The 23,539-nt window shown below is 56.8% G+C and carries 22 protein-coding genes; 16 read left to right on the top strand and 6 right to left on the bottom strand.

The window, feature by feature from the left end; all coding sequences use genetic code 11:
- Positions 1 to 11 precede the first annotated feature (11 nt).
- Positions 12 to 404 (bottom strand): response regulator, encoded by a 393-nt coding sequence (locus EJ079_RS02965; RefSeq protein WP_127808019.1) that lies wholly within the window; start codon positions 402 to 404, stop codon positions 12 to 14.
- A 968-nt stretch (positions 405 to 1,372) separates the two neighbouring features.
- Positions 1,373 to 2,713: a Do family serine endopeptidase gene (locus tag EJ079_RS02960; RefSeq protein ID WP_245481806.1), complete on the bottom strand. Its 1,341-nt coding sequence runs from the start codon at positions 2,711 to 2,713 to the stop codon at positions 1,373 to 1,375.
- Positions 2,714 to 2,994: 281 nt separating this feature from the next.
- Here EJ079_RS02960 and EJ079_RS02955 point away from each other — a divergent pair, with 281 nt between their 5' ends.
- The 8 genes from EJ079_RS02955 (at position 2,995) to EJ079_RS02920 (ending at position 10,821) form a co-directional block, all read left to right on the top strand.
- Positions 2,995 to 3,348, top strand: coding sequence for a hypothetical protein (locus tag EJ079_RS02955; RefSeq protein WP_127808017.1), 354 nt, complete (start codon positions 2,995 to 2,997; stop codon positions 3,346 to 3,348).
- A gap of 232 nt (positions 3,349 to 3,580) precedes the next feature.
- On the top strand, positions 3,581 to 4,057 hold the full coding sequence (locus tag EJ079_RS02950; protein WP_164873915.1) for an Hsp20 family protein: 477 nt from the start codon (positions 3,581 to 3,583) through the stop codon (positions 4,055 to 4,057).
- 73 nt (positions 4,058 to 4,130) lie between these two features.
- A complete protein-coding gene (locus tag EJ079_RS02945) occupies positions 4,131 to 4,640 on the top strand; it encodes an Hsp20/alpha crystallin family protein (RefSeq protein WP_127808016.1) in 510 nt (169 codons plus the stop codon).
- A 72-nt stretch (positions 4,641 to 4,712) separates the two neighbouring features.
- The gene (locus EJ079_RS02940) at positions 4,713 to 5,474 is read left to right on the top strand and encodes an NADH dehydrogenase ubiquinone Fe-S protein 4 (RefSeq protein WP_127808015.1); all 762 of its coding nucleotides are present in this window, start codon (positions 4,713 to 4,715) and stop codon (positions 5,472 to 5,474) included.
- Positions 5,475 to 5,486: 12 nt separating this feature from the next.
- Positions 5,487 to 5,810 (top strand): RNA polymerase rpb6, encoded by a 324-nt coding sequence (locus tag EJ079_RS02935; RefSeq protein WP_127808014.1) that lies wholly within the window; start codon positions 5,487 to 5,489, stop codon positions 5,808 to 5,810.
- A 31-nt stretch (positions 5,811 to 5,841) separates the two neighbouring features.
- Entirely contained in the window at positions 5,842 to 6,210 is a 369-nt protein-coding gene (locus EJ079_RS02930; RefSeq protein ID WP_127808013.1) for an SPW repeat protein, read from the top strand.
- A 497-nt stretch (positions 6,211 to 6,707) separates the two neighbouring features.
- Positions 6,708 to 7,022 (top strand): DUF982 domain-containing protein, encoded by a 315-nt coding sequence (locus tag EJ079_RS02925; RefSeq protein ID WP_127808012.1) that lies wholly within the window; start codon positions 6,708 to 6,710, stop codon positions 7,020 to 7,022.
- A gap of 907 nt (positions 7,023 to 7,929) precedes the next feature.
- On the top strand, positions 7,930 to 10,821 hold the full coding sequence (locus EJ079_RS02920) for a zinc dependent phospholipase C family protein (RefSeq protein ID WP_127808011.1): 2,892 nt from the start codon (positions 7,930 to 7,932) through the stop codon (positions 10,819 to 10,821).
- Positions 10,822 to 11,056: 235 nt separating this feature from the next.
- Here the strand turns inward: EJ079_RS02920 and EJ079_RS02915 are convergent, their stop codons facing one another.
- Complete coding sequence (locus EJ079_RS02915) at positions 11,057 to 11,632, bottom strand: recombinase family protein (protein WP_127808010.1); 576 nt, start codon at positions 11,630 to 11,632, stop codon at positions 11,057 to 11,059.
- Between the two features lie 773 nt (positions 11,633 to 12,405).
- Here EJ079_RS02915 and EJ079_RS02910 point away from each other — a divergent pair.
- From EJ079_RS02910 to EJ079_RS02880, 7 genes are all read left to right on the top strand, one after another.
- Entirely contained in the window at positions 12,406 to 14,307 is a 1,902-nt protein-coding gene (locus EJ079_RS02910) for a caspase family protein (protein ID WP_127808009.1), read from the top strand.
- Positions 14,308 to 14,309: 2 nt separating this feature from the next.
- A complete protein-coding gene (locus EJ079_RS02905) occupies positions 14,310 to 15,191 on the top strand; it encodes a hypothetical protein (RefSeq protein ID WP_127808008.1) in 882 nt (293 codons plus the stop codon).
- Between the two features lie 162 nt (positions 15,192 to 15,353).
- Positions 15,354 to 15,689 carry a hypothetical protein gene (locus EJ079_RS02900; RefSeq protein ID WP_210214655.1) on the top strand — a complete coding sequence of 112 codons (336 nt, stop codon included), beginning with the start codon at positions 15,354 to 15,356 and terminating at the stop codon, positions 15,687 to 15,689.
- Entirely contained in the window at positions 15,686 to 16,066 is a 381-nt protein-coding gene (locus tag EJ079_RS02895; RefSeq protein ID WP_127808007.1) for a helix-turn-helix transcriptional regulator, read from the top strand. Before EJ079_RS02900 ends, EJ079_RS02895 begins: the two co-directional genes overlap by 4 nt.
- Positions 16,067 to 17,083 carry an ImmA/IrrE family metallo-endopeptidase gene (locus tag EJ079_RS02890; RefSeq protein WP_127808006.1) on the top strand — a complete coding sequence of 339 codons (1,017 nt, stop codon included), beginning with the start codon at positions 16,067 to 16,069 and terminating at the stop codon, positions 17,081 to 17,083.
- Entirely contained in the window at positions 17,080 to 17,766 is a 687-nt protein-coding gene (locus EJ079_RS02885) for a C1 family peptidase (RefSeq protein ID WP_127808005.1), read from the top strand. Before EJ079_RS02890 ends, EJ079_RS02885 begins: the two co-directional genes overlap by 4 nt.
- Positions 17,738 to 18,496 carry a hypothetical protein gene (locus tag EJ079_RS02880; protein ID WP_210214654.1) on the top strand — a complete coding sequence of 253 codons (759 nt, stop codon included), beginning with the start codon at positions 17,738 to 17,740 and terminating at the stop codon, positions 18,494 to 18,496. Before EJ079_RS02885 ends, EJ079_RS02880 begins: the two co-directional genes overlap by 29 nt.
- Before the next feature lie 20 nt (positions 18,497 to 18,516).
- Here EJ079_RS02880 and EJ079_RS02875 read toward each other — a convergent pair whose 3' ends face one another.
- Positions 18,517 to 19,191: a uracil-DNA glycosylase gene (locus tag EJ079_RS02875; protein WP_245481805.1), complete on the bottom strand. Its 675-nt coding sequence runs from the start codon at positions 19,189 to 19,191 to the stop codon at positions 18,517 to 18,519.
- Positions 19,188 to 20,342 carry a nucleoside triphosphate pyrophosphohydrolase family protein gene (locus EJ079_RS02870; protein ID WP_127808004.1) on the bottom strand — a complete coding sequence of 385 codons (1,155 nt, stop codon included), beginning with the start codon at positions 20,340 to 20,342 and terminating at the stop codon, positions 19,188 to 19,190. Before EJ079_RS02870 ends, EJ079_RS02875 begins: the two co-directional genes overlap by 4 nt.
- Before the next feature lie 288 nt (positions 20,343 to 20,630).
- Between EJ079_RS02870 and EJ079_RS02860 the strand changes: the two genes are divergently transcribed.
- On the top strand, positions 20,631 to 22,802 hold the full coding sequence (locus EJ079_RS02860; protein ID WP_127808002.1) for a metallophosphoesterase: 2,172 nt from the start codon (positions 20,631 to 20,633) through the stop codon (positions 22,800 to 22,802).
- Position 22,803: 1 nt separating this feature from the next.
- Here EJ079_RS02860 and EJ079_RS02855 read toward each other — a convergent pair whose 3' ends face one another.
- On the bottom strand, positions 22,804 to 23,181 hold the full coding sequence (locus tag EJ079_RS02855; protein WP_127808001.1) for a hypothetical protein: 378 nt from the start codon (positions 23,179 to 23,181) through the stop codon (positions 22,804 to 22,806).
- Positions 23,182 to 23,539: the final 358 nt, after the last annotated feature.

Below are 23,539 nucleotides of genomic sequence, written 5' to 3'. Positions count from 1 at the left end.
CGCGAACTGATTTAATCATGTCCTCGCCCGGCCACCCTTGGCCGGGAAACCAGGCCTCGCAGGCATGCGGCTACCACTGCACGATCATATGGCTTGCCGAAGAACACGCTGCCTGGCGGAAGATCCGCCACCGCCACGACGCGACGGCCGGATGTCGCGACGATTTTGATCGGCGGCCAGCGATCACGAACAGCAGCCGAGAGTTTCAAGCCGTCCATACCGGCAGGCATATCGATATCGGTGAACATCACCTCAATCATTACGCCGGCTTCAAGTATAACAATAGCCTCGTTGGCATTGGCCGCTTCAAAAACCAGAAACCCGTCACCCAGGAGAAAATCCGCGACGTCCATGAGGATAAGCGGCTCGTCTTCGACAACCAGAACACTTATAGGTAGCGACATCGGGACCCCACCCATAAATGATAATCACGGTCCTCAACTCCCGTGCGCTCAAATCGCTCCATTTAATATCAGCGTGAATGCGCAACTAAACTCCGCATCCGATACGAGGGGTGGCGCAAGCAGTGAGCGTCTGACCGAGCGCTGGCGGTCGGCGGGCGTCCTCCCGATGCTGCCCGTTGCCGAAAAGGTGGCGGGCTTTTTCAATGGCAGGTTGGCCGGTAAACGTCAGGTCCGGGCTCTCACGAACCTTTAACGCTACCCTGAATTGCTGGATTTCGTTGCCCTCGTCATCGCAGACCTTGCATATCAGATCGAGACGCGAACCAGCACCAGAACTCGCCAGCTCCGCAAGGATCTCGGTCAGGCATCGGTGTCGGGAAGGTCGAAGACATGGCGAGCCATATCGCATGGAAATCGAAAAGGCCGGAAAGGTGCTGTACGGGTTTTACCAAATCACGTCAGGCCGGTTCACGGATGGTGGAACAAAATCGCGCTGTCGAACTTCGGCCGTTGCACTGTTCCCATTCAGTGCTTTCCCCCATGAGAACTGCCCGCTGCTTGACGGCTGGCGGGCTTTTTTTTGTATCAGCGGAACCCAATAACTTCTGGCCAGTTCTTGGCGGCAGCGACTCCGCGCGCTGCTAGCCGAGGAAAGGCAACCCTCGGCCGGGCCCGCATCGGTGCTCACCCCGCGGTGCGGGCCTACTTCTAACGGACATTAGGTGATGCGTGCAGTCGACGCCGAGCACGACAGCCGTTCCCGCCAGACCCTCCGATCCGACCATGCCTAGCTCCAACCGCCCTTCCTGGGTGTCGGCGATAATTGGGCAATCCCTCGTTCCGGAAAGGTTACATGCATGGGTCCCTCCTTATGACCAGTGCTGGTCGGCACGATCACCGTGACCCTTGCTTGGTAAACTGATCGTGTCGACCTACCCTTTGACACATGACCAATGCCCCCCAGCCATTCAAGAGTTTGCCACAGCAACGAAAAGCGATTGTCCCTGCCGGTCGATACGGAATAGCACTGGCTTTTTCTGCTGACGGGATTTCGCCCATTCCTCACGGACGTCGGACGGCTGGGTCATGTTTCGGTTGTTGGCAGACACGATGACGTCGCCTGGCCGGATGCCGCTTTCGGCTGCAAGACTGTTGGGAGCGACATCCTGGACGAACACGCCCGTGGTGTCGGCCTGCAGGCCGAGTTGCTGGCGCGCTTCGTCCGGAATGGCGCTCAGCGACAGACCAAGGCGCTGGTCCTCAGTCCCCAGGCTTGGAATGGCACCGGTCTGTTCCTCCTGGTCCCTGCGTTGATCGACAGTCAGCGACAATTCCTGATTTGTGCCGCCCCGGTTCGTTGTCACGGTCACTTTCGATCCCGGCTTTTGGCTTGCTGCCGCCAGCGTCAGGTCATGGACGCCTTGGATGTCCTTGCCGTTGAACCGGGTGATCACGTCGCCGGACTGGATTCCCGCTTTCTGCGCCGGGCTGCCAGCCTCGACCGAGGCAACCAGCGCTCCCTTGGCGCCCGGCATTCCGAGCGCCTCGGCAATGGAGGGCGTGATCTCCTGAAGACGCACGCCGATGAAGCCGCGCTCGATGCGGCCAGTGCTGATCAGTTGATCGACGATGGTCCGAGCTGTGCGCGAGGGCACCGCGAACCCAATGCCTATGCTGCCGCCTGACGGCGACACGATTGCCGTGTTGACTCCGATGACTTCGCCGCGCGCGTTGAACAAAGGACCTCCCGAGTTACCTCTGTTGATCGAGGCGTCAGTCTGCAGGAAATCGTCGTAAGGACCGGCCTGGATATCGCGAGAGCGGGCAGAAAGGACGCCGACAGTGACCGTGCCCCCGAGGCCGAAGGGACTGCCGATGGCGATGGTCCAAGCCCCTGGTTGCATCGCGTCCGAATCCCCCCAGGCCGTCGCCGTCATGTTGGGTCGAGGATCGACTTTCAATACCGCGATGTCGGTTGCCGGATCGCGGCCCACCACCCGCGCGGGCGCCGTCTCCTTGTCGGAGAACACGACATGAATCTCAGTTGCGTCGGCGACGACATGGTTATTGGTGACGATGTAGCCTTCGGGACGGATCACAAAGCCGGAGCCGAGTGCTTCCCGCACCTGGGGCTGGATATGCCCTCCGCGGTCGAAGGGATTGAGAAAGTCGTTGAGCGTCGTTTGATCCTGGATGATCTGCCTGGTCGTGATCGCGACAACCGCTGGCAGCTTCTGACGCACGATTACGCTGAAGTCGTTCGGAATTTCCTGTGCGGTGGCCGGAGCAAGGCCGCCAGCCGAGAGCATCAGGGCTCCTGTGATCAAGCCAATGCACAAGTTCCTTGGGAGGTAAGACATGACTGGTTCTCCTGCCGGATTCGGCCCTTCGTTCGCCCGACGTCAGAACTGAGATTCTCGCCGATTGTTTCACCGGCCCGATAAAATGGTTCTAAGGCGTTGCGACGGGGATGTGACCCGTGCCGAGCCATTGAAAGTTGCTTGAGGCGTTCCAAAATTTCGTCTGGCGGGAATCGCGAGAGCCGCCAAATTCAACCACGCAGGAGATTGTCTGAAGCGGAGGACCATCAATGGAAGCAGCCATTTCGACCCATTTTGCCTCGATTGAACCCGTGGCCCCTGACGTTTTTCTGGACCGCTTGCTGCATCCGGCACGGCATTTCAAACACCCCCACGACGTTTTGGCCGACGTTGCCCTGGACGTTCAGGAGAAGCGCGCCATCCTTTCGTCATGGGCGTCGGATGCCTGCGCGGTAGAATCCGTGCCAGCGCTTCGTATGCTGCCGGGGGCGGGTGAACCGGTCAGCTTCGATGCGATCATGGATGCGTTGCAACAATTGGATCAATCGGAAGAGCTTGCCGGTCCTGATGGCAGTGACGGCGCGGTGGTGGCCGGGTTCGTGCCATTCATCGATCGGATTTAAGCGCGACATAATGTTCCTGCACCATGGACCCGTCGGCGAGTGACCCCGCCGGCGGGAGGGTGGCATGGGTGCGTCTGCCCAGATTGTCGCTGAAAATTTTCCTATTCTTCCTCTTGAAGGTGCAAGTCGCGATTCTAAATTTGATAGTCGCCGGTCGCCCAATGGGGCCGGCAGACCAGGAGGCGGCAAGGCTCTTGGCGCCTCCTATGATCCATGTTGCTCAAAGGAGGATGTGGTTATGAACCTCGATTTTACCCCCCTGTACCGGTCCAGCATCGGCTTCGACCGCATGGTCGACATGCTTGAAAATGCGAGCCGTGTGGCCTCGTTCGACAACTGGCCGGCCTACGATATCGCCAAGGTTGATGATGATGCCTATCGCATCACGATGGCGGTCGCCGGTTTCTCGCAGGACCAGCTGACGATCACTTGCCAGCCCAACATGCTGGTTGTGAGCGGGTCGCAATCGGGCGATGAGAACGGCCAGTATCTCTACCGCGGCATTAACGGGCGCGCTTTCGAGCGTCGGTTCGAACTGGCCGATCATGTCAAAGTTGCTGGCGCCAGCCTCGAGAACGGGCTGCTGAGCATCAATCTCAAGCGCGAGGTTCCCGAGGAGATGAAACCGCGCAAGGTCGAGATCTCCAGCGGGGCTCGCATGCCGAAGATCGAAGCGCCCAGGGTCGAGACCGAGAAGCTGGCGGCCTGAGCAATCCACTGTGAAGGCATCGCTTGAGCCGGGCGTCCGGCCCGGCTCAGAGACCAACGAAAGGAGAAAGACAATGAGCGTGCGCGACTTGATCCCATGGGGCCGGGGCAACGGAAACTCCGCGCCCAGTCTCTTCCCTGATGGAGATCGAGACCCCTTCGTCTCCCTCCACCGGGAGGTAAACCGGCTGTTCGATGACGCCTTCCGCAGCTTTGGCGCCAGACTGCCGGACTTCAGTCCCTCTTTTGCCGCCACTTGGCCCAGCGTAGAAATTTCTGACACGGACAAGGAAGTCCGCGTCACGGCGGAAATACCTGGCCTCGACGAGAGCGACATAGAAGTCCTGCTGGACAACGGGGCGCTCAAGCTTAAAGGCGAGAAGCGTTCCGAGACCGAGGACAAGGACCGGCAATTCTCCGAGCGCTTCTACGGTCGCTTCGAGCGCCTCATTCCGCTCGGCTACGAGGTCGAAGAAGACAAGGTCAACGCCGCCTTCAAGAACGGGGTGCTGACCGTGACCTTGCCCAAGACCGAGCGGGCGCAAGCGAAGGCCAAGCGGATCGCAATCAACGGCAAGAGCTGACGCACGGCAGTATGAGCAGCGGCCGTCACGGCCGCTGCTCGTACCACCCTTCAATGATGGGAGGGACAGACAATGGAGACAGTTCAAAGCAGCGACATCAGAAACCCAACCAGGACCTCCGTCCGGCCGGACAATGACAATCGGCCTCGTCTCGACGAGCCGGCTTTGTCAATGGGGCGGTCAGTGTTTCCGGACGGCGTGACGGCACGGATCTACCAGCCATGCCGCTCGGCCACGACCTCGGCAAGGCCCCGCAAGGAGTGGCGATTGATCTTCGAACCTCGCACAGCCCCGTTCATCGAGCCGCTGATGGGATATACGGGCGGCCGGGACACTCTGACCCAGGTTCAACTGGATTTTCCGACGCTGGAGGCGGCGATCCGTTATGCGAAGCGCCAAGGCCTCAACCACGTGGTGCAGGCACCATCTTCTGGCTGCCAGGCCAAGGTCAGGCAAGCCTCGGAGGAGAGGCACGCCTTTTCCGACGTGGTTTGGCAGCGTCTGCAATTGGCATGGCTTCAGGCAAGCCACAACTATGGCGCTGGTGCACAGGCAGCGCACATACAGACGGCGCTTTCCGAGCCCGAGACATTCTACGCCTCCCCGATGGAGGTGGTGGATGACCCGGTACTCGCACCCGACGAGAAACGTTCCGTGCTCAAGAACTGGGCCTGGAACGAGTACCTGATCGACCTGGCCACCGCTGAAGGCATGCCGGAAAATGCACGTCCGACGCGATTGGACGAGGTTGAACTCGCTCTGCTGGCCTTGGAAGGCCACACCCAGAGATTCCAGACTCGGCTCAGCCCGGTATGCTCCCGGATAGCCGCATGATTGGAGGCAAGAATGGACCCACTGATCGTCTTCGACGCCGAACGGACCATCCCGAACCCCTTCGCGCTTGCGGTCGCGGCAGCGGGCCGGGCGCGCGCACTGGCGCGCGGCGCAGCGCCCCGGTTGGCGGCCAGCCCGACGAGCCGGCCGCATCTCGCATTGAGTGAGATCGCCGGCAATGCGTTCGAACCTCGGGAGATCGAACCCTTCCTCCTGACTGAGCCGATCTCGCCGAAGGACTGCGTCCGTTTCAAACCCGGACCCAAGAAGCTTTGCGGCATCGGGCCGAACAGGCCCGCTGCCGCACCCGCCCTCGACTCAAGGGCGGTACATTGACGTACTGAAACGCAGGAAAGGAGAATGATCGATGTTGAAGAACCTCACTTCCGGCAGCAGCAGGCCGGCGCTCGACGTCGTAAACATCCTTGCCGGCATCGCGCTGGCGCTCTCGCCCTGGCTCCTTGGCTATGCTGCCGATGCTGTTGCCGTCTGGCACGCCTTCATCGCGGGCGTAATCACCGTTCTGATCGCGGCGCGCGCGTTGGTGGCGTTCCAAAAATATGAAGAATGGGCGAACCTTGTCGTCGGCCTGTGGATTGTGGCCGCACCTTGGGTGCTTGGCTTTGCCGGCCTGGCGGCAGCAATGTGGTCGCACGTCATCGCTGGCGTTGTGGTTGCTGCCCTGGCAGCAGCCAGCCTTTGGCTGGCGAACGACCGACCGCTCTCTGCAGCCTGATCATAGCCGCTGGCGGGTCCGAATCTTCCGGGCCCGCTCTTTTTTCGCGAGACCACAATCGATGCCGTCCCGGTTTGGCGACCTATATCCCGCACCTGTGTGGAGTGGCCGCAACGGACATGAGTAACAGAAACACAGTTCACCGTCCGGTAGAGGATCGGCGCGTTCGCGGGGCTGGTGCTCTTCCAGTACATCTGGACGCCAATTCCCCATAGCCGGTTCGAGGCCCTGCTACGCCACCAAGAGCGCCGAGGTACAGGTTGGTGGTGCGAAGCCCTCGCGGACTGAAGCGACGCGCTGGCCGGGTATCAGATGCCATCGACACAAAGGGGCTGCTGCGCTCGGCCGCCAATTCTCTCTTGAACTGAAAAGAGCCATTTCCAATATCCTCTCTATGCCCAGAAGGCGTCACGCAGACCGGCATACTTTTGCCGAGGAACCATCCTGCGTCACCCGAAGAGGCACAAGCGTCGCTTTAGGCTGGAAGGGAGGTCACGATGGAAAGCGCTACGTTCAAACAGCCGATTCTTGTACGAGATGACAGTTTCGTCCTTAGAAAGATCGGTTGCGTCATAGATGCCATAGAATTTCTGGAAGAATGGCCGGTCGAAAGGCGCGGCCTCCTCCATGGAGCGGCCTGTGATACATGCTACTCGGCATATGATGGTCGCAAGTCGGTCGAGGCCGCGCACAAGACGTTTGCGACCTGGGCACGCAGGGTGGGTGTGATCGAAGACGTTCCCGTGGCGCCGCCTTGGATGACAGGGCCGAAGATTGGCGGTGCAGACGAACTTATAGAAAGTGACCGTTAAAACTCTGCGGCGGTAATCATACCGCCGCAGCAACCAATCTGACACGCGTTCGGGTGAACAGATGACGTCGGGGCCAAATGGTTGGGTCGCAGAATTCTGCCGAATGTCCTATCCTTGTCTCACTTCGCTGAGGAGCTGACCGCCTGCAAATAGATTAGCCGGGCTGGCGGCACCTCTGGCCGATTCCTGAACCTGGCCGATGCGGCCAAGTTGTAGTTCGGACACAGCAGAGAAACCGCAGCTCGTGCTATCGATCAGTGCGGGCGATCGCCGAGAGAATGTCAGTGATCGACACAACTTGGAGCCAGCTAGCTCGATCAAGCCGGATGCCACTATCGGGTAGTTCCCCTCCCTCACCTTGTGCCGTCACTCGCACTTCAGGGTATACCCCCGAGTGACGTAACCAGCCGGCGACGCGTCAGCGTAACATCTGGGTTGATATCGACTATTTGTGACAAGGTAGCGTTGAGCCTAAACCTCGATGTGACAATGGCGATAAGCCGGCTCCAGTTTCGGCCTTAGCACGAACATCCGCTATGCGCCCAATATCAGCCGTAGAGATCAGCTTTGCCGCTTCCTTAAAGCTGACGTCGCCGGCGACCGCGCTGGAGGTCGCGGTTGCGCCATGAGCGGACGTTGTCCAATTCGCGCGGCAGACGTTGAGGCATTCAACTTGCAGAAGCGGACCTTCGCGTCGCGTCGCCTCGCAGGAGAGGCATTGTGAATGAACACATTCAACTCGCTGGCGCCCGCGATGTTACGATAAGTACTTATCGATGGCCCAGACCACAATATATCGACTCGCAACTCTGATACCTTTGTGTCAGAGTGCCGACCTCAGGATTTTCCTGTTGCTGTTATTACGAGATGGGCGAGGCCCTAAGTCTCACCCTTTTTACCGGAGGGGATGATGAAACTGCTCTTTCAGAGGAGATCAACGGCCCTTGTACTAACGGTATCAATGATATTGGGCAACTTCAGCCCGTCGGCCCACGCGTGGAGTTTGAAGACTCACGTTTGGATATCTCAGCAAGTGCTCAATGACGCCGCTGATGGCCACCTAACGATTGCCGGTGACAACTACGACGTTCCGACCAACATCCTACAAGCCCTAAGAGCGCACCCTGATCGCTATAGAATGGGCAGCCTCGGGCCAGATGTCTTTCCTGATCCTATCGTTGGACAGATGACGACACACCCTGGAGTGGAAGGTGGCTGGCAGACCGATGACTGGCTGAAACATTTGCTGACTAACGCAAATTCGTCGGAAGAAGTTGCTTTCTCGTACGGATTTGTTGGTCATGCCGCGGCAGATATATTTGCGCACTCTTATGTAAATGCATATGCCGGTGACATTTTTTTGCTGACAGACGGTGAAACCGAGGTCGAACTCCGCCATTTTGTTCTGGAGAAATACATTGAGGGGCTTACACCTAATCCGACCGACATAAACGGGGCCGAAATAGACCTCAGTCGAGACCTTGGCACCGCGACATCATTCCTTCGCGAAACACTCATCAAGGGCGGCGAAGTCGCTCGTCAGAATCTAATGTCGAAAGCGGGCTATCATCTGACCTCAATGCACGAGGTCCGCCACGCGGTGGAAGAACTGCAGAAAGGGACACAGGGAGTCATCAAGACGCTTACGTCGTGGGCTGCGAAATTTTTTGAGCAGCAGCTCAAACTCGAGATCGATCTCGCCAGTGCAAAGCTCGCGGTGCAAGCCGCTAAGACCTCATTGCAGGCCGAGGAAGCCACAATGAACCTAAAGCGCGATGCATATCAGGCGGCGCTGGGTGCCTTGGAAGAAGCGAAGAACATCGTTCAGCGAAACCCGCGACTCATCACCTTTAATGAACAGCTTTGGATCGAACAGGGGATAATAGCTGCGGACGCCCTTGCCGAAGCCGCAAGGATAGCGGCTCAAGCGCTGGGGGCAATAGACGCGTTAGAGGACACTATTACTGGATGGGCAGATCGCCTAGGCAACCTTGTCTGCAATACGTTGTTGGGCTTTTTGCCAGAATGTAAAGAACTGCAGGATAAAATATCCGGCGCAAGAAGACAGATCGGAGATTGGCACCGTCGAAAGGACGCTGCCCAGAGAATAGCCGATGAGGCAGCTCGACTAAGAGACGCCACGAAAGGAATTTTGGACAATTTGAGGCTTGAACTAGACCGTGCTACGAAAGGGCTTGCGGAAGGCACATACGATGCTGCGGTTGCTGCAGCAGAGGCAGATGTTAGATTGCAGGAGCAAATTCTTGACGCGAAGAAGAAAATCGTAATCGAAGCTGAAGCTCTTAGCGATAAGATATCGAACGAGTTGGAAAATATAATTCCGATAGTTGCGGAGATCAAGAAGGCCATAGACAGCTACAATCCTCTTACGCTGCTCATTCAAAATTGGCTAGACGATATCGACATCGCGATGGAGGAGTATATAAAAGCCAGCCATCGAGCTGGATTGTCGATGTTGCAAAGCACTGGCAACCCTCTGGGTGAGTATCAAGAATGGTACGCGTGCTACGGGCAGGTGTTTGTGGCCGCTCCGAAGGAAGTTGGACAGGCTGGATGCCTAGTCCGCAATTTCGTTGAGGACGTTCAAGGAGAAGTCGATAGAGTTATCGATGGTCTTCCGGAGATCGTTCGATGGATTGTTGCGCCTACACGAGAAATTAGGAAGCAAGTAGAGAAGAAGGTACGGCCTGAAATCGTAAAGGCAACGTTCCAAATTGTGAGGTTCCTTACTGATCGTAGCACCGCCCAATTTCTCGAATTGCTGACGAATCAGGGAAATGCAGATAGGCAGAAATTGAACGATGTCTACGGAAGAGATGAATCGGGAAAGGGACTTATTACCTTTGGCGACGTAGCGAGTGTTGTGGAGAGGGATTTGTCGATCCAGAACTCAAAGCTAACCCCCGAGAAGTTTCCTGCGCTCATGAATGCCGTTACCCTAGCCAAGCTCACCCTGTTAGCTCCACCCGAACTTAACCGACTGGTGGGAAACATTGCACCCGGCTCACCCACTTCAGAAATATTTCCGACCCTTGGCGGAAACTACACGCTTCTGCAGAATGCGGTGCGCAGCATTGATGGGAACCATCAGTGGCAGGCCTACGGTCTTCCCTATCCCAGGAGGATTGGCGTAGGTCACTCTGGACCCGCGCGCCTTACCTACGGCAGGGACGGATATAAAGACAGCGCGCAAGGAATGCCAATCTGGACCAATGTCTACCTTAGGGAGCGCGTGTTCTCGAAACTCTTCCCGGAAGGGGTACTCGGCGCGCTTGGGCAGAGAAAAGAGCTGCAGTGGGGAAACTATCGCTTCCCCGCCTGCAAGCAGCATCCATTCCCGCACACTCAGGACCCACAAACAGGGCGGCTCTTGTCCGAGGACACGACGTGCAGCAGTCTTGCGCAGCCGGATCGAGATCTCAGCGAGTTTCAGACAGCAAACCGTCAGCAATACCTGGATCGCTATTTCCAATGTGGGAAACCATTGGTGGGGTCTCCTCATTGGACTATCGCTGGCTCCTATCGGACTGAGAAAAGCGTTCGGCAGGCCGTCGAAAGATTGCGCCAATCGTATCCAGACATGACAGCGGAGGCTTGGCGACCTCGTGGCCGCAACAAATATTGGACAGCAATGGTCGCCGCTTGTACCACGCTCGAACGCGCTCAAGAGGCGCGAGACGTTGTTGTTCGTCGCGGTATCGCCCCGGATGCCTTTGTATGGCGGCCAGGCCTGCCTTGGGAAGCTTTGGAGATGCAGGATTCAGCAATCGCAGATTGACGAGCGGACACGACACGTCACGGACGAGTGGTGACCAGTTCAATTTCGCAATGTCCCCCGGCGTCGAACGCCAACTCCGGCGCGTTCCTGTCATTCAGTCTGGGTCTGCTTTGAGTCAGTTCGAGGCTTCGGACCCACCGGATTGAATGTCTGCATTGCCGTGCGTTCCTACCAGAACCGGTCGGACTGCTTCCGGCCAATATCGGTCATTCAATGGCCGCCGAGCTTTGCTGCGTTAGGGTTCGGTAGGTTCATGTTGAAGCTTGGTCCTGCCGCCCAGAATTCGATAAACCTGCATTCGAGAACAGCCAACAGCTTTCGCGATTTCGGCGGGTTTGACCCCATCACCGTGGAGTTGGATCACACAGTGGTAATCTAAGCGCTGCTGGCCACCCCTGTAGACCCCATTACGTTTAGCCTGTTCGATACCGTCCCGCTGCCGCTCCTTGATGAAACGGCGCTCCATTTGGGCGACCATCCCAAGAACGGTCAACACGATGTGACCCATCTCACCTCTCGTCGAGACGTGTGGGTCAAGGACGGTGACAAATGCTCCCTTCTGCTCACACTCGTAAATCAGGTTGAGGACGTCGCGCGTATCGCGGCCGAGCCGGTCCAACCTGGTCACCACCAGCTCATCGCCTGGCCGCAAGAAATCCAAAACGGTTGCCAACTCAGTGCGCCCGTCGCGACTTCCTCCCGACACCTTCTCAGAACGGACAATTTCGCAGCCTTCAGCTTTGAGCTTGGCGATTTGTGTGTCGAGATCCTGATCAATCGTACTGACGCGGGCGTAACCGATCCGGCTCATGTGGTGTCACCTCAAGGTTCAAGCCCGAGGCTACACTGTCACAAATAGTCGGTGTCAACTCCGATGTTACATCGTCCGACACTGACCATGTTACGTCACTTCAGGGCATACCCTGAAGTGCGAGCTGCGGGGCCGTAGTGTGCGGCTATCCGCTGCTTGATGACTGCCATGGGGCCCGTTTGCCGACAGGCAGTTTCTGGCAAGCAAAATAGCGATAGCGGACATTCAATCCGGTAGGTCCAAGGTCCCTGACTGCCCCCCCAAACGCGGACACCTTGCCAATGGCCGGCCAACGTCCGAAAGGAAGAAGAGCAGTTGTGGGACGCCGGTTTTGAATGCAGTCGAACCAAAGGCCTCTAAGTTCGATTGGCTAGGTCCGCCGGGCGAAGCCAATCCCTGATACCGCCAGTGAACAGGTCCCGTGCGAGAATTATCTGGCCATGGACATCTCGCCACTCCTTAGCAAGCTCGACCTTTGTCGAAAACTGAAGCCAGCAAATTGTCATCAGCGACCGCTGCGACCGATTGCAAACGACGATCTCGTGTCGTCCCAGGAGAGTTATCACAGAGCCTGACCTCGACACGGGGGCGCCTCGCAGCGGGAGGCGGATCGACTGGCTCCCGCCGAACCTGCGTCTAACTGGTCCCCAGCAAACGCGAATTGAATGTTGAGAATGACTTGCGGATCTTATTGACTAGCAAATCACAGGTGGCGACTTTATTGCGGAGCTCGTTTAGAGGTAGTTGTAAATCATATTTGGGAGATACTTCAGGTGGGGAAGCCGCTTTTTGTTGGGATAGCAGTTCACAAACCGCGTTATATGGCGACGCTTCCGGGGGTTTTGGAAGCCAACGACAGAATTTGCGCCTGGGCGGCGCGACGCAATTATGATGTTGTCCAGATAGATGACAGGAAGGCTCCAGTTACCGTTAACCGTATCCGGAAACTCCTGACGCCGAACCGCGAGGACGAACCGGATCCATCAGTATTGTTGGACCGTGACCGTATCGTGGTCTACTTCTGCGGGCATGGTATTTCCGCGTGGCCTGATCAGTACTGGATATTGTCACCTGGCCCAAACCAATCTCGCGATCGCATAAGTGCCAATGCCTTTCGTGATGTATTGGCATCCTACGATCCTTTGCAGATCGCTTTCATAAGTGATGCTTGTCGGTCACCTGGCACACTTTCGGGAACGGGAGACCCGGTACTAGATCGTCTCGAGGGGAGCTCCCGCAATCCGCAGAAGGATATTTTCTATTCGTGCCGAGAGGGAACAAGCTCCTTTGCAATGCCAGCGACAGGTAGCGAGCCGGCATATCTTATTTTCTCGTCCGTTTTGATGAGGGCGCTGTCGGCCCCAGATGGCGCGAACATCGACCCCCTACTAACGCAACTAAACCGACAGGCAGTAACCAGCCAAAGCCTTTCAGACTATCTGGAGGGCAACGTCCCTGCAGCTGCGTTGGGAGTTGATCGACAACAGGCGCCACAGTGTGACCCGGGCTTTCGGCCACTCAATCACATCTACGAAGAGTTCTCATTTTCCCACGCTCACGACCAAGAATCGGATGTCGATAATGCAACCTTCAGCAACGGCAGCGCCGACCTTCCCGATTTCAGCGATGGCGCATCCGGGGAAGGTGGGGACGACAGGGAACAGTCTGAGCGCACGGTTTTTGCTGACATTGCCGCCTACCTCCGAAAGCAATACCGGTCGAAGGAAGAAGACCGCATCAAGCGAGGGCAGGCAGAGCGGTTTGAGTTGTCCCGTTCGGAGTGGCGCGCGCCGCTAGTTACGCTCATCGCGGAGGAACTCTATAAGGCGAGTCCAGAAAGATCATCGATTGCGATCGTTGGAAGCCGCCGGCCCAACATCCTGTTCCAGGGGCCGAGACACGCTAAGGCCCGACGTCTGTTGTCCACGGACGCCCCCGGTTCTCGGGTTGATTTTTTCACTCTTGGAAATATCAGTCGTCGATTCGGCGATACGGCTTGCCTGCGGTATGGGGGCCGTTCGCTCAGTCTCGTTCCGATCTTTGCGGATATGCACGTAGTAGCATCCGTTGAGAATCTTGAGCACGAGCAGGGGATTGAATTTCTTAGCTGGGTGTCTGTTTACGGCGATCGTCGCGAAGACCGCGTACTTCATTCGGCCGAGGCGCTTAAGGGTCTGTCTCAAGGGTACCTACGATCCACCGACGCCAAAAAGATCGCCGGCCTAGTTCGCTACGCGAAGCACCTTGACCCAATGATGGGTATCGTGGCTGCCTATCTCTACAATGGGGTCGGCGACATCGATAACGTCCGGCGCATGGCCTATTATTACACGACACGCGGCCAGCCGATTCCGTTCGATATCGCCATGCTCGCGGGACTTGAACTTATCCCGTCTGACAATGGCTTCTCGGTAGAGGTTCCCGCGGTACCAAGAGCTCTTGAACAAGATCAAGGTGCGCCGAACTTCACGCAAGTCGCCACTCCTGACGCATCGGGGAACGTTGCTGGTCTAGCGCCTGTTCTCCGGATGGGATGGCCCTACCTCCGCGAGAGCCGCCATCCATTTCACAAGAGTTGCTGGAAATTCATCGACCATTTAGCGCCGTCGCCGGTGACTACGTTCACCGGACGCTTTCCCGTCAAATACATCGCCGCTGCCTTCAGAGGAGATTGATCGTGAGATTAGTTTTTGTTCATGGGATCAATAATGAATCGTACAAGGTCGATGACATCAAAGAGAGATGGCTATCGGCACTCCAAAAAGGCTGGCAGGACCAGCAACTCGTTCCGACCAGAACGTTCACCGTCGACACTGCTTATTACGCAGACATCCTCGCGCAGGCCAGCGATGGAAAGAACGCGGCCGTGGAAATGGGTGACGGCGACGTAAGCTCGGGTTTGGCAATCGAATTTCTGAGAGCATATGCCGACGAAGCCGACGTTAGCGAAGAAGAGCTTCGGGCCGCTGCGATTGCCGAAGGCATTCCGCCGGAGGCCGTGGCCCAAGGCGTGCCCCACGAGGGATGGGTCATTGCCTTCGCTAGGGTCCTGGAGAGGCTGCTACCGACAAAAGGGAAATATGTCGCAAGGCTATTCTTGAGACAGGCCGCGATCTATATCGGTGATCCGGCATTGGCCGCTAAAATTGAAAGCATCGTTACAAAGCAGGTCTTCACCGGAAAGCAGGATCCGAGCATCGTCATTGGTCACTCTCTGGGTTCCGTCGTCAGCTACCGGATGCTTGCGGGGCAGGCATTTGCGGGGCGCTCGCTTCCCCTTTTTGTGACGGTGGGATCGCCTTTGAGCGTGGACATGTTCCGGCCGATCCTTCCGAAGCGGGGCCGGCTCCCGTCCCCACCCGTTGCGAGATGGGTTAATGGTCGGAACCAGGAAGATTTCGTGACGATGGGTAAGGCGATCACAAAGAAATCGATCGGCTTCGAGGGCGTCGAAGACGTGACCGATATTATTGACAATGAAGACGATCGTCACGATATCGCCGCTTATCTTCGCAGCCCCAAGATAAGTAGGGCAATTTTTGACGCAGTTGAAGCGTGAGCCATGTCAGACGGGCGGGCATCATCCGCTTCCATCATGATCGTCATCTTGGCGGTGAATTGAGAATTATGGCATCATGACAGTCTTGTAAAAAACTCTTGCATGTCGGAATTTCCGACATTATAATCCCAAAATGTCCTGGTTAACGACGGGGGCGTCATCGTGCCGACTACGACCGCTACGCTTGGCAGTGTTACATTCCCTGCATCGTCAATCGAGGCGACGCTGCGCGCTGATTTGGTCGATGCGATCAAGAATGAGGCGGCGATGAAGGGGATTGTCCTCCCATCGACTATCGCTGCGATCTCGAGCATGCCCGTGCCGGTAGACTCCCTGGTTGTGGTCTCAATCTTGTGCAATGTCGAACCAACGCTCGGGTTCCTGCTGCCCGACAAGGTCGTAAAATCGGGCGGATATTCATCGGTCGACGAGGCCATCCAGCATCTGCTGCCGAAAATCGAAGATAGGTGGAAAAAACACAAAGGTATCAAGGTATGAAGAGTTCCGCGATCGCTAAGGACGATGATGATGATGTCGAGCGAAGACGTTTGGGTGAACGCCTTCGTGAATCTCGGAAATATCTTGGGTTGAAGCAAGAAGAGGTTGCTCAGTATCTTAAAATCCCAAGAACCGCTTTGACAGATATAGAAAATGGTCAACGCAAGGTGGAGGCCATCGAACTTAGTCGTTTGGCGAAATTATACCGCCAGCCTGTTGGCTATTTCACGGGCGAGGATAAAACTACGTCGGAGCTGCCCGTTGATGTCGCCCATTTGGCAAGGCGTGCTGCGGACCTGTCGACTCAGGATCGAGCGGAACTTGGAAAATTTGCCGAATATCTGCGTTCGCGATCCCGAGCGAGTAGGGGACATTGAATGGTCGCGCAAAACTACGCAGGGGCAGTGAGGGCAGGCGCAATGGCGGCTGCGCGGGTGCACCGGGATATGACCCTGAAGGGGACGATTGAAGCACGCGGCGGAAATATCGACGTGTTCAAGGCGATTCATCAACTTGATGTGCCGCTCTTGCTTCGCCCGCTTAAGGGATTGCTTGGTGCATTTCTAAATGAGCCCTCGCCAGGCATCCTTGTCACGACCGAACGTCCCATGAGTATCCAACGGTTCACCGCTGCTCACGAACTCGGTCATTATGTTATGAAACATGCGCCGAGTTTAGATGACGAGAGCATGCTGCGCCGGATGCCGATCAATGCGCAACCGGCGTCCGACCTTCAAGAAGTCGAAGCGGATGCATTTGCGGCAGCCTTTATGTTGCCGGTATGGCTGTTAGGCTGGCACATGATGCGGCAGGAATGGACGGTCGAGAATTTTCGGCGACCAAGTACGGTTTACCAATTGGCGCTGCGTTTGGGGGCCAGTTACGAGGCTACCTGCTGGACCCTCGTTCGCAATAACCTCGTTGACCGAAAATTGGCACGCGAGCTGCTGCTGACAAAGCCCCGGCAACTGAAAGCCGCCCTTTTGGAACCTTATGAACCCGAGAACTATCGAGGCGATGTCTGGCTGCTGACGGAGCGAGACGCGAACACGCGTATTGATGGCAGTCGCAATGATCATTTCGTTTTGCGGCTGAAGGAGCATAGCGGCGGCGGCTATCTCTGGGACATGGATCAGCTAAATGCGAGCGGATTCGCAATCGTCCGTGAAGAACTGGAGGTGGTTGATGGCGGTGGGGTCGGCGGGCCAGTCGTTCGCCGGGTGACCGCACAACCGGCTTCCTCTTATCGAGGAACGATGGCGCTAGACGAGCGTCGACCTTGGGACCCCGATGACGCACCTCTGACCTCTCTCGAAGTGGAGTTCGATCTTACGGGCCCCGAAGAGGAAGGGCTCTCACGGGCAGAGCGTCGCGATTTGCTTGAGGCGGCATGAGCGATATCGTCGTTATTGAAGATCTTCGCCTGCAGTTCGGGCCGGCGCGAAACCAAGGTGCACGGCCGACATGTCTCGCCTTTGCCGCCAGCGATACCCACGCAGCGGCACGCGGGGAATGGTCCCCGCTATCCTGCGAATATCTGTTCTTTCAGGCTCAACGCCGATCCAGCCGCTTGCCCACGCAGGGGGCTCTGCCGGCTGCAATCCTTGGCGCTCTGAAAAAGGCGGGACAGCCCGAGGAGGATTGGTGGCCATACTTGCCCAAGTCGCCGGAGGACGAAAATACATGGCACCCCCCTGGCAATTCTATTCCGCTTTACGGCCGCAACGGCCGCGGGATAGCGGCTTCGATCGCTGATGTGATCGGCTTGATCGATAAAGGCACACCACTAGTGCTGCTCATGAGCCTCTCCCGTTCGTTTTTCCGTCCCACGGGCGAAGGCGTCGTCACGCCGGCGATAGGGGAGCAGCCGGAGCCAGAACGCCGACATGCTGTCATCGCAGTTGCCCACGGCTTCGTGGACAACAAGCGCTCTGTGCTCGTGCGCAACAGCTGGGGGCAGCGCTGGGGAGTGTCTGGTTATGCCTGGCTTACCGAAGACTTCCTAGCACCGCGTCTGTGGGGCGCACTCGAATTACTGGAGGACGTAGATGTATCTGGCAGTTCCGCCGCAGCCTGATTGCGATACCGCGTGGCGCGAGGCCGTTCGTTTGGTCGATGCGAATCCAGGCCATGAAGCGCACAATGTAATCATTGATGTCGTTAGCCCCCTAGCTGGGGCCGATCGCGCCAATCCGAAAATCGCTGTCGTCAATAGCTTCCTTGAAAAGCACGAGAAGGCCGTTGAGGCCGTCGCAAATACGATCTTCCCGCAAAGCCTCTATTATAGCTTCGGCGCTCCGGATTTTTTTAAAGTCTTCGATGAAAAAGTGCTTTCGAAAGTACGGAAGAATGACCGATGGTCGGGCTACTACTTTGAGCGGATGACCCACCTCCCTGGGGGAAGTGACAATTTGCCAAATCCGCTCTGGGACATTGTCAGACGAATTAGGGATCCTGACGTCACCGCTTTAAACAAGTTCGAGCTGGCCATTTTTGATCCCCTCCGCGACATCGATGACTCACCCTATGGCGGTCAGTGCCTGAGCTTTTTAAGCTTCAAGCTTGCTCAAGGCGCCAATCGGAAGAAATTGAACCTCACGGTGATGTACCGCAACCACTATTATATTGAAAAGCTGCTCGGAAACCTGATCGGGTTAGGTAGGTTGATGGATTTCGTTGCGCGGGAAGGTCAGGTTGAACTCGGAAGCCTGACCGTTATCTCAACGCATGCTGTTATAGACCAGCCAGGCAAAGCGACCAAGCGAGCTGACATCGAGAAGTTGCTTGCCGATTTCGACTCAGCGTAAGTCGCGCATGCTATGTTACTCTAAAAAGGCAACTCTAAAGTGGTGCCCTGTCGGCTGGTGGCCGTTAGGCCGTAGATCTTGCGAAGACCGGAGATGAAATCGGCCTGACCTCCGTAGCTCGGATGCCGCACAGTGGATACGGGCACGCTGATCCCGTCCAAAGCGAGGCCGGCGTCCCGGCCGATCGCGATGATCCTGCGAGGCTTTATCATTGAAATAAGAGCCGTCAAAAACGGCCACGCAATGTCGCGCTCCTTGCGAGTATGGCACCGGTTTGAGAAGGGATCGCCGGCGTCGTACGGGTGCAAAGGAAAGACGTTCCAAAGGACGGTAGGTTCGTCTATCGCCGACAACATATTCCATACGACGGCCGCGGTCCGCTCTGCGACAACCGGACCGGTGGTCGCTTTTTGGAGCCTGTGCCCTCCAATTAAGCGAGAAGCATCATCGAGATGCACTTCGTCCGTCAAAGGGAGCCCGGTACGGCGCCCACCGCGATAGCCGAGGTCCCGTGCGATCCAGATTGTATCGACATGAGCTTCCAACGCCGCCGAGAGACAACGTTCGAAATTGTCGCGACGGATCTGAGCTGCATCGGCTCGATCATGCGTGGTGCAACATTCACGATAGGGATTGAAGACGTTCTGAAGCTCGAGTTCGGCCAGCGCGGCGGTGAAAGAGCGAGGTGTGATCACGGTAGCTCCTCGATCGTGAGGCGTCTCTGCGTAGAATCAATATGTAGCAACCCTCGGCGGTGTTCCCGGAGAAACCGGAAGGCTGCATACCCTTGGAGGATCGCATCTTCCCAAAGCCACAATGGCACTGCTTCTACCTCATAGCCGCTGACAAACTGCCGAACGTGTTTGAGGAGGTCGAATGGCAGATCTCCTGCGCCCATACCAGAGAAAAGATTTAGATTCACAGCCTGACCGAAAATCCAGGTCGTGACCCCTTCTTCAATCAGGATAGCGCGGGCCCCATCCTGTGCCTCGTCGATCTTGGCTGTACTCTTCCGCTTGAGCCTTAAAAGGGCGCGGATGACGGGAGACCAGCCGAGGGCAGCGACATAGGCGTAGTGAAAAACATCGTGAAAGCGGTAGTCATCGGACGTCATCGCGTTGTCTGTGAGGCGGTCACCTATATTCAAGCCGTTGCAGCGCTGGAAAACATAGCGTTGCGACCCGACTTCACGTTCGAAGATCTCGACGCGTAGATCGCGAGGGAGTTGCTCTTCCGGAATGGCCAGATAATCGAGGAGATCCGGATGAATCCGTTCCGCCGGCCAACGGTCGTCAATCTTCGCTAAGTTCTTGATCGCGGCTGCTTCAAGCGTGGTGCCGGATTCACTCGCGGCTTGGACAAGATATCCCATAACAGTTTTCAGGCGCGCGATGAGTGTCGAATGGTCGTCCGAAAGGCGCCCCGCTTCATGATCCGCCAGCAGGCTGCCAACGGCCCCAGCCAATTGCAGCAATGTTCGCTCAAATGCTGGCGTCGGCTGCGTCCGGCGCGGCATGATCTCCGGCTGAATGGATGAGAATGACAACGTGCCCTTTTGAGCGGTTCTCTCGCCGCCGACGATCTCCGACAAAGGGATACTAGCCCGTTCGGCGACGACGGTGAGATACCATAACACGTCGCCGAGCTCCTCAGCGACCGCGCTCGCGTATCCAATATAGGAGGTTCGGTCACGTTGTTTCTTCTTGACTTCGCTGAGCAGGCTGCCGGTTTCTCCGAACAACCCCAGCAGCGGAAAAGCCATCGACCCGGCATCGCTTCGCTGATCGGTCCTTATCGCCCTGACGGTATATTCATCTACTGACAGCGGGGTAAAGTCTTCGGTCATGTTCTGCGCGTCCTGCGTCTGTCAGCGATCGACCCGGCCGGAACTGTGAAACCATAGGCATCCAGGGCACGAAGGACCACCATCCGCAAGGGCTCGCGAGTCTCAGCGGAGCGAATATCAAGCTGCCGCTTGGTTGAAGCGGGGATCAACACCTGGAGATATTCTTCCTGCTGCTCATCAGAAGCAACTGCTGGATGTTTCATGAGATCATGATACTATGATTTCATTAAAAAATGCAATCATGAGATATTGGAACCCAGTGGGAGGACATTTGTGTCAGAGCGGGCCGTGTTTCTTCATTTGACCGACGTGCATTTAATGGCTTCGGGAAATCCCCTGCCCCGTGACGATCACAAAGTGAACATCCCCGGCATTACGCAAGACACCCGCGAGGGCGTGCTCGAGCTGATGTTGAGCCGACTTGCGGAACGGTTGCGCAAGGAATCGCTGCAACTTGATGGCGTTCTCTTTTCGGGCGACGCTCAGGACAAAGGCGAACCAGGCGGGCACAAGATTCTGTTCGAGATGCTAGTAAAGCACTTGGCTGATGTGGGGATTACGCCGGCAAACATCGTTGCCGTTCCCGGTAATCACGACGTGGTGAAAGATTCTGAGCCGGGCTCGCCGGAGCGCTACGGGCAATTTTTGGAGAGCTGGCGTGCCGAGGGATGTGTGACCCCGTGGCTGGACGGGATCGACCAAGCGGCTGCCGACGGCGGACCTCATGTGCTCGTGGCGAAAGATCTCGCTTGGGCCGTCTTCCCGATCAACACGAGTAACTGGTCTCAGGTTAGCTCAATTCTTCCCAAACCCCTTTCGGGTGTCTGGGACAGCATTCCATCACTGCTCGCGCCTGAAAATCCCGAGATGGAAAAAACCTTGCGGAAGCAACTCAACGGGCTTGCGAGATATGACATGGCGAGGGTGTCGCCCCGTCAACTGGAAGTTCTGCGCGAACAGATTGAAGGCGCTTCCAGACCCGCGGCCGGCCAACAGCTTCGCATCGGGCTCCTTCATCATCACATTCGCGCGCCCTCGTTGAGGGAAGAGCTGAAGCCTTTCGCCGACTTTTCGAATCTGGAACAACTTCGCGCGTTCGTACGCGACCGCCGAATTTCAGTTCTGATCCACGGCCACAAGCATGAGCACGCGGTGCAGTTCGAACATTTCTACATGCAAGACTCCGACGAACATTGGAAAACGTTGGTTATCTCGGGTTCGACGTTCGAAGTCGGGCGGGAAACGGACGCAGCGCGTCTAATTTCAATTTCCGGGATGCCATTCAACCCATCTATCTTGATCGAACCAATTGCCCTTGTTCGTGGTGGCGTCGATACGAAGCCCACCGTATTGGCCTCCACGCGGATTTGGAACAACAAATCAGTTCCCGGCGCTCCAATCATCATCCAGGGAACCGACATTGACGAGGTCTACAACCGGGCATGCGAGGCAGCCGCTTCGGAGGCGAAGGAGGGTACCCTAATTGTCCATCTTGACCTTCCAGTCTCCTTGCCCGGCTCTCTTCCATTGCCGAAGGAATACCCGATTGCAGAGCCCTTAAATGAAAAAGAACGGCAACAATGGCTGAAGGAACTTGTTGGGTGGTGGCAGTTGGATCGGTCGGGTCTCGACCACCGGATGCCATATGTGCATGGCGGGCGGCTTCGTCGGTTCGGAGGCAAGATCGATCAGATAGCCCGCATCAAAAGCCTTCTTCGTGAGAAAGCGAGCACGCGTGCACTGGCTGTTCTGATAGACCCTTTCCGCGACTTCACCATAGATGGAAAAGAAGAGGAGTTCGCCTCTTTCTGTCTCGTTGAGTTCAAGCGCCGTGATCTCGCTAGCGGGCAAAGGGAACTGGACGCGATTGCCTTCTACCGAGCCCAAGAATTCGCCCGGTGGTGGCCTATCAACGTTGCCGAGCTTCGCTTTCTACAATGGGAGATCTGCGGTGACCTGGGCTTTAGACCGGGCCGCATCACCACCATTTCCGCCGATGCTCGAACCAGGTCCCGCACACCGACCCAAGTGGCGATGCCGATTATCGATCGATGGCTGGATCAAGCCCCGGAACGACTTCACCTGCTTGCAATATCGCTGGGACAGAAAACGATCGAAGGGGCGTCGCAGGCAGAAGCACTCTCCGGCTGGAAAAGGACGTTGGATGACCTTCAAGCAGCAGCCGAAGCCTACAATCCAGACGGCGTGCCGACCGCAATCGAAGGCCTTCAACTTCTAGCCACGTACCTCCGCGTCGGAAACGACGGAGATGCGCAAATCGATGAGGCCGTGGCGTTGATTGAAGACTTGGCCAACAGAAACCGAGCATTCGAGCGCGGTGCGAAGGAAAGGACCGACTTCGACACTTGGGCACCTACCGTTACACGGCTAGTTCAAAGACTCCGGGATTTTACGGCATCTCGCCTTGAGCCGCCGACTCAGGGTAGAAGCTGCAGATAGTTCAATCTGTCTTATCAACGTCTCTCGCAGGCACGGAAAACGAGTCGATGTTGGAATGTCCAATTTTTCGTAGAAGGGCCGGTCGGCGTCTGCCGAAGTGTTGGTAGGCTGCCGCCGATATGTCGCTTTCCTCTAGCATGCTCATCTCTGCGGCAAGCTCTGCGTCGGTCAGTCTCGGCTCTAGCCTTTTCAGTCGAAGAACCTTGAGGGATTCCAGCAGGAACTCGTCATCGATCCTATCGAGATCAGAAACTGGGTTTTCCGGATACGATCGAACATGCTCCTCGGCTGCAAACCATTGCTGGAGCACCCTATCGAAGTCGGCCCACGTGACCGAAAGAGGCAGGCTCCGAATGCCAAAATCAAGGCGAGATGCCATGAAATTTCGAAACGATGGCTGGCGCACCCGTTGAGCGGGTACCACCTTCCAAGAGGCTGGTTGAGCTTGCATCCAGAATCAAGCTAGTTGTCACACCCCACGCCCGAGATGAGCAGCCGCGCCATACGAGCTCGACCAGTCCGCGAGATGCCACCGATGGGGACGCCGGCCTGGCGTAGGATGGAGGCGGCCAACGACTGGACGAGCCAGCGCACATGCTGCAGGACCTAAAAATGATTCCAGGCGTCTAGCGCGACGATCGCATGCGCACCGGCGGCAAGGTTAGCACGGCTTGTTCTGGCGATCACGCAGGGAAGTGGAATGTCGATACCGTTGGCTGTGCAACTTCGCTGGAAGA

Origin of the sequence: Mesorhizobium sp. M7A.F.Ce.TU.012.03.2.1 (genome assembly GCF_004006095.1) — a bacterium.
Taxonomy (GTDB): Bacteria; Pseudomonadota; Alphaproteobacteria; order Rhizobiales; family Rhizobiaceae; genus Mesorhizobium.
The sequence above is the reverse complement of the archived record's forward strand: the minus strand, read 5'-3'. Positions and strand labels throughout refer to the sequence as shown.

Coding starts and splice junctions, on each gene's coding strand:
- EJ079_RS02965 (WP_127808019.1), bottom strand. CDS start 404: ATGTCGCTACCTATAAGTGTTCTGGTTGTCGAAGACGAGCCGCTTATC.
- EJ079_RS02960 (WP_245481806.1), bottom strand. CDS start 2,713: ATGCTCTCGGCTGGCGGCCTTGCTCCGGCCACCGCACAGGAAATTCCG.
- EJ079_RS02955 (WP_127808017.1), top strand. CDS start 2,995: ATGGAAGCAGCCATTTCGACCCATTTTGCCTCGATTGAACCCGTGGCC.
- EJ079_RS02945 (WP_127808016.1), top strand. CDS start 4,131: ATGAGCGTGCGCGACTTGATCCCATGGGGCCGGGGCAACGGAAACTCC.
- EJ079_RS02940 (WP_127808015.1), top strand. CDS start 4,713: ATGGAGACAGTTCAAAGCAGCGACATCAGAAACCCAACCAGGACCTCC.
- EJ079_RS02935 (WP_127808014.1), top strand. CDS start 5,487: ATGGACCCACTGATCGTCTTCGACGCCGAACGGACCATCCCGAACCCC.
- EJ079_RS02930 (WP_127808013.1), top strand. CDS start 5,842: ATGTTGAAGAACCTCACTTCCGGCAGCAGCAGGCCGGCGCTCGACGTC.
- EJ079_RS02925 (WP_127808012.1), top strand. CDS start 6,708: ATGGAAAGCGCTACGTTCAAACAGCCGATTCTTGTACGAGATGACAGT.
- EJ079_RS02920 (WP_127808011.1), top strand. CDS start 7,930: ATGATGAAACTGCTCTTTCAGAGGAGATCAACGGCCCTTGTACTAACG.
- EJ079_RS02915 (WP_127808010.1), bottom strand. CDS start 11,632: ATGAGCCGGATCGGTTACGCCCGCGTCAGTACGATTGATCAGGATCTC.
- EJ079_RS02895 (WP_127808007.1), top strand. CDS start 15,686: ATGAAGAGTTCCGCGATCGCTAAGGACGATGATGATGATGTCGAGCGA.
- EJ079_RS02890 (WP_127808006.1), top strand. CDS start 16,067: ATGGTCGCGCAAAACTACGCAGGGGCAGTGAGGGCAGGCGCAATGGCG.
- EJ079_RS02885 (WP_127808005.1), top strand. CDS start 17,080: ATGAGCGATATCGTCGTTATTGAAGATCTTCGCCTGCAGTTCGGGCCG.
- EJ079_RS02880 (WP_210214654.1), top strand. CDS start 17,738: ATGTATCTGGCAGTTCCGCCGCAGCCTGATTGCGATACCGCGTGGCGC.
- EJ079_RS02870 (WP_127808004.1), bottom strand. CDS start 20,342: ATGACCGAAGACTTTACCCCGCTGTCAGTAGATGAATATACCGTCAGG.
- EJ079_RS02855 (WP_127808001.1), bottom strand. CDS start 23,181: ATGGCATCTCGCCTTGATTTTGGCATTCGGAGCCTGCCTCTTTCGGTC.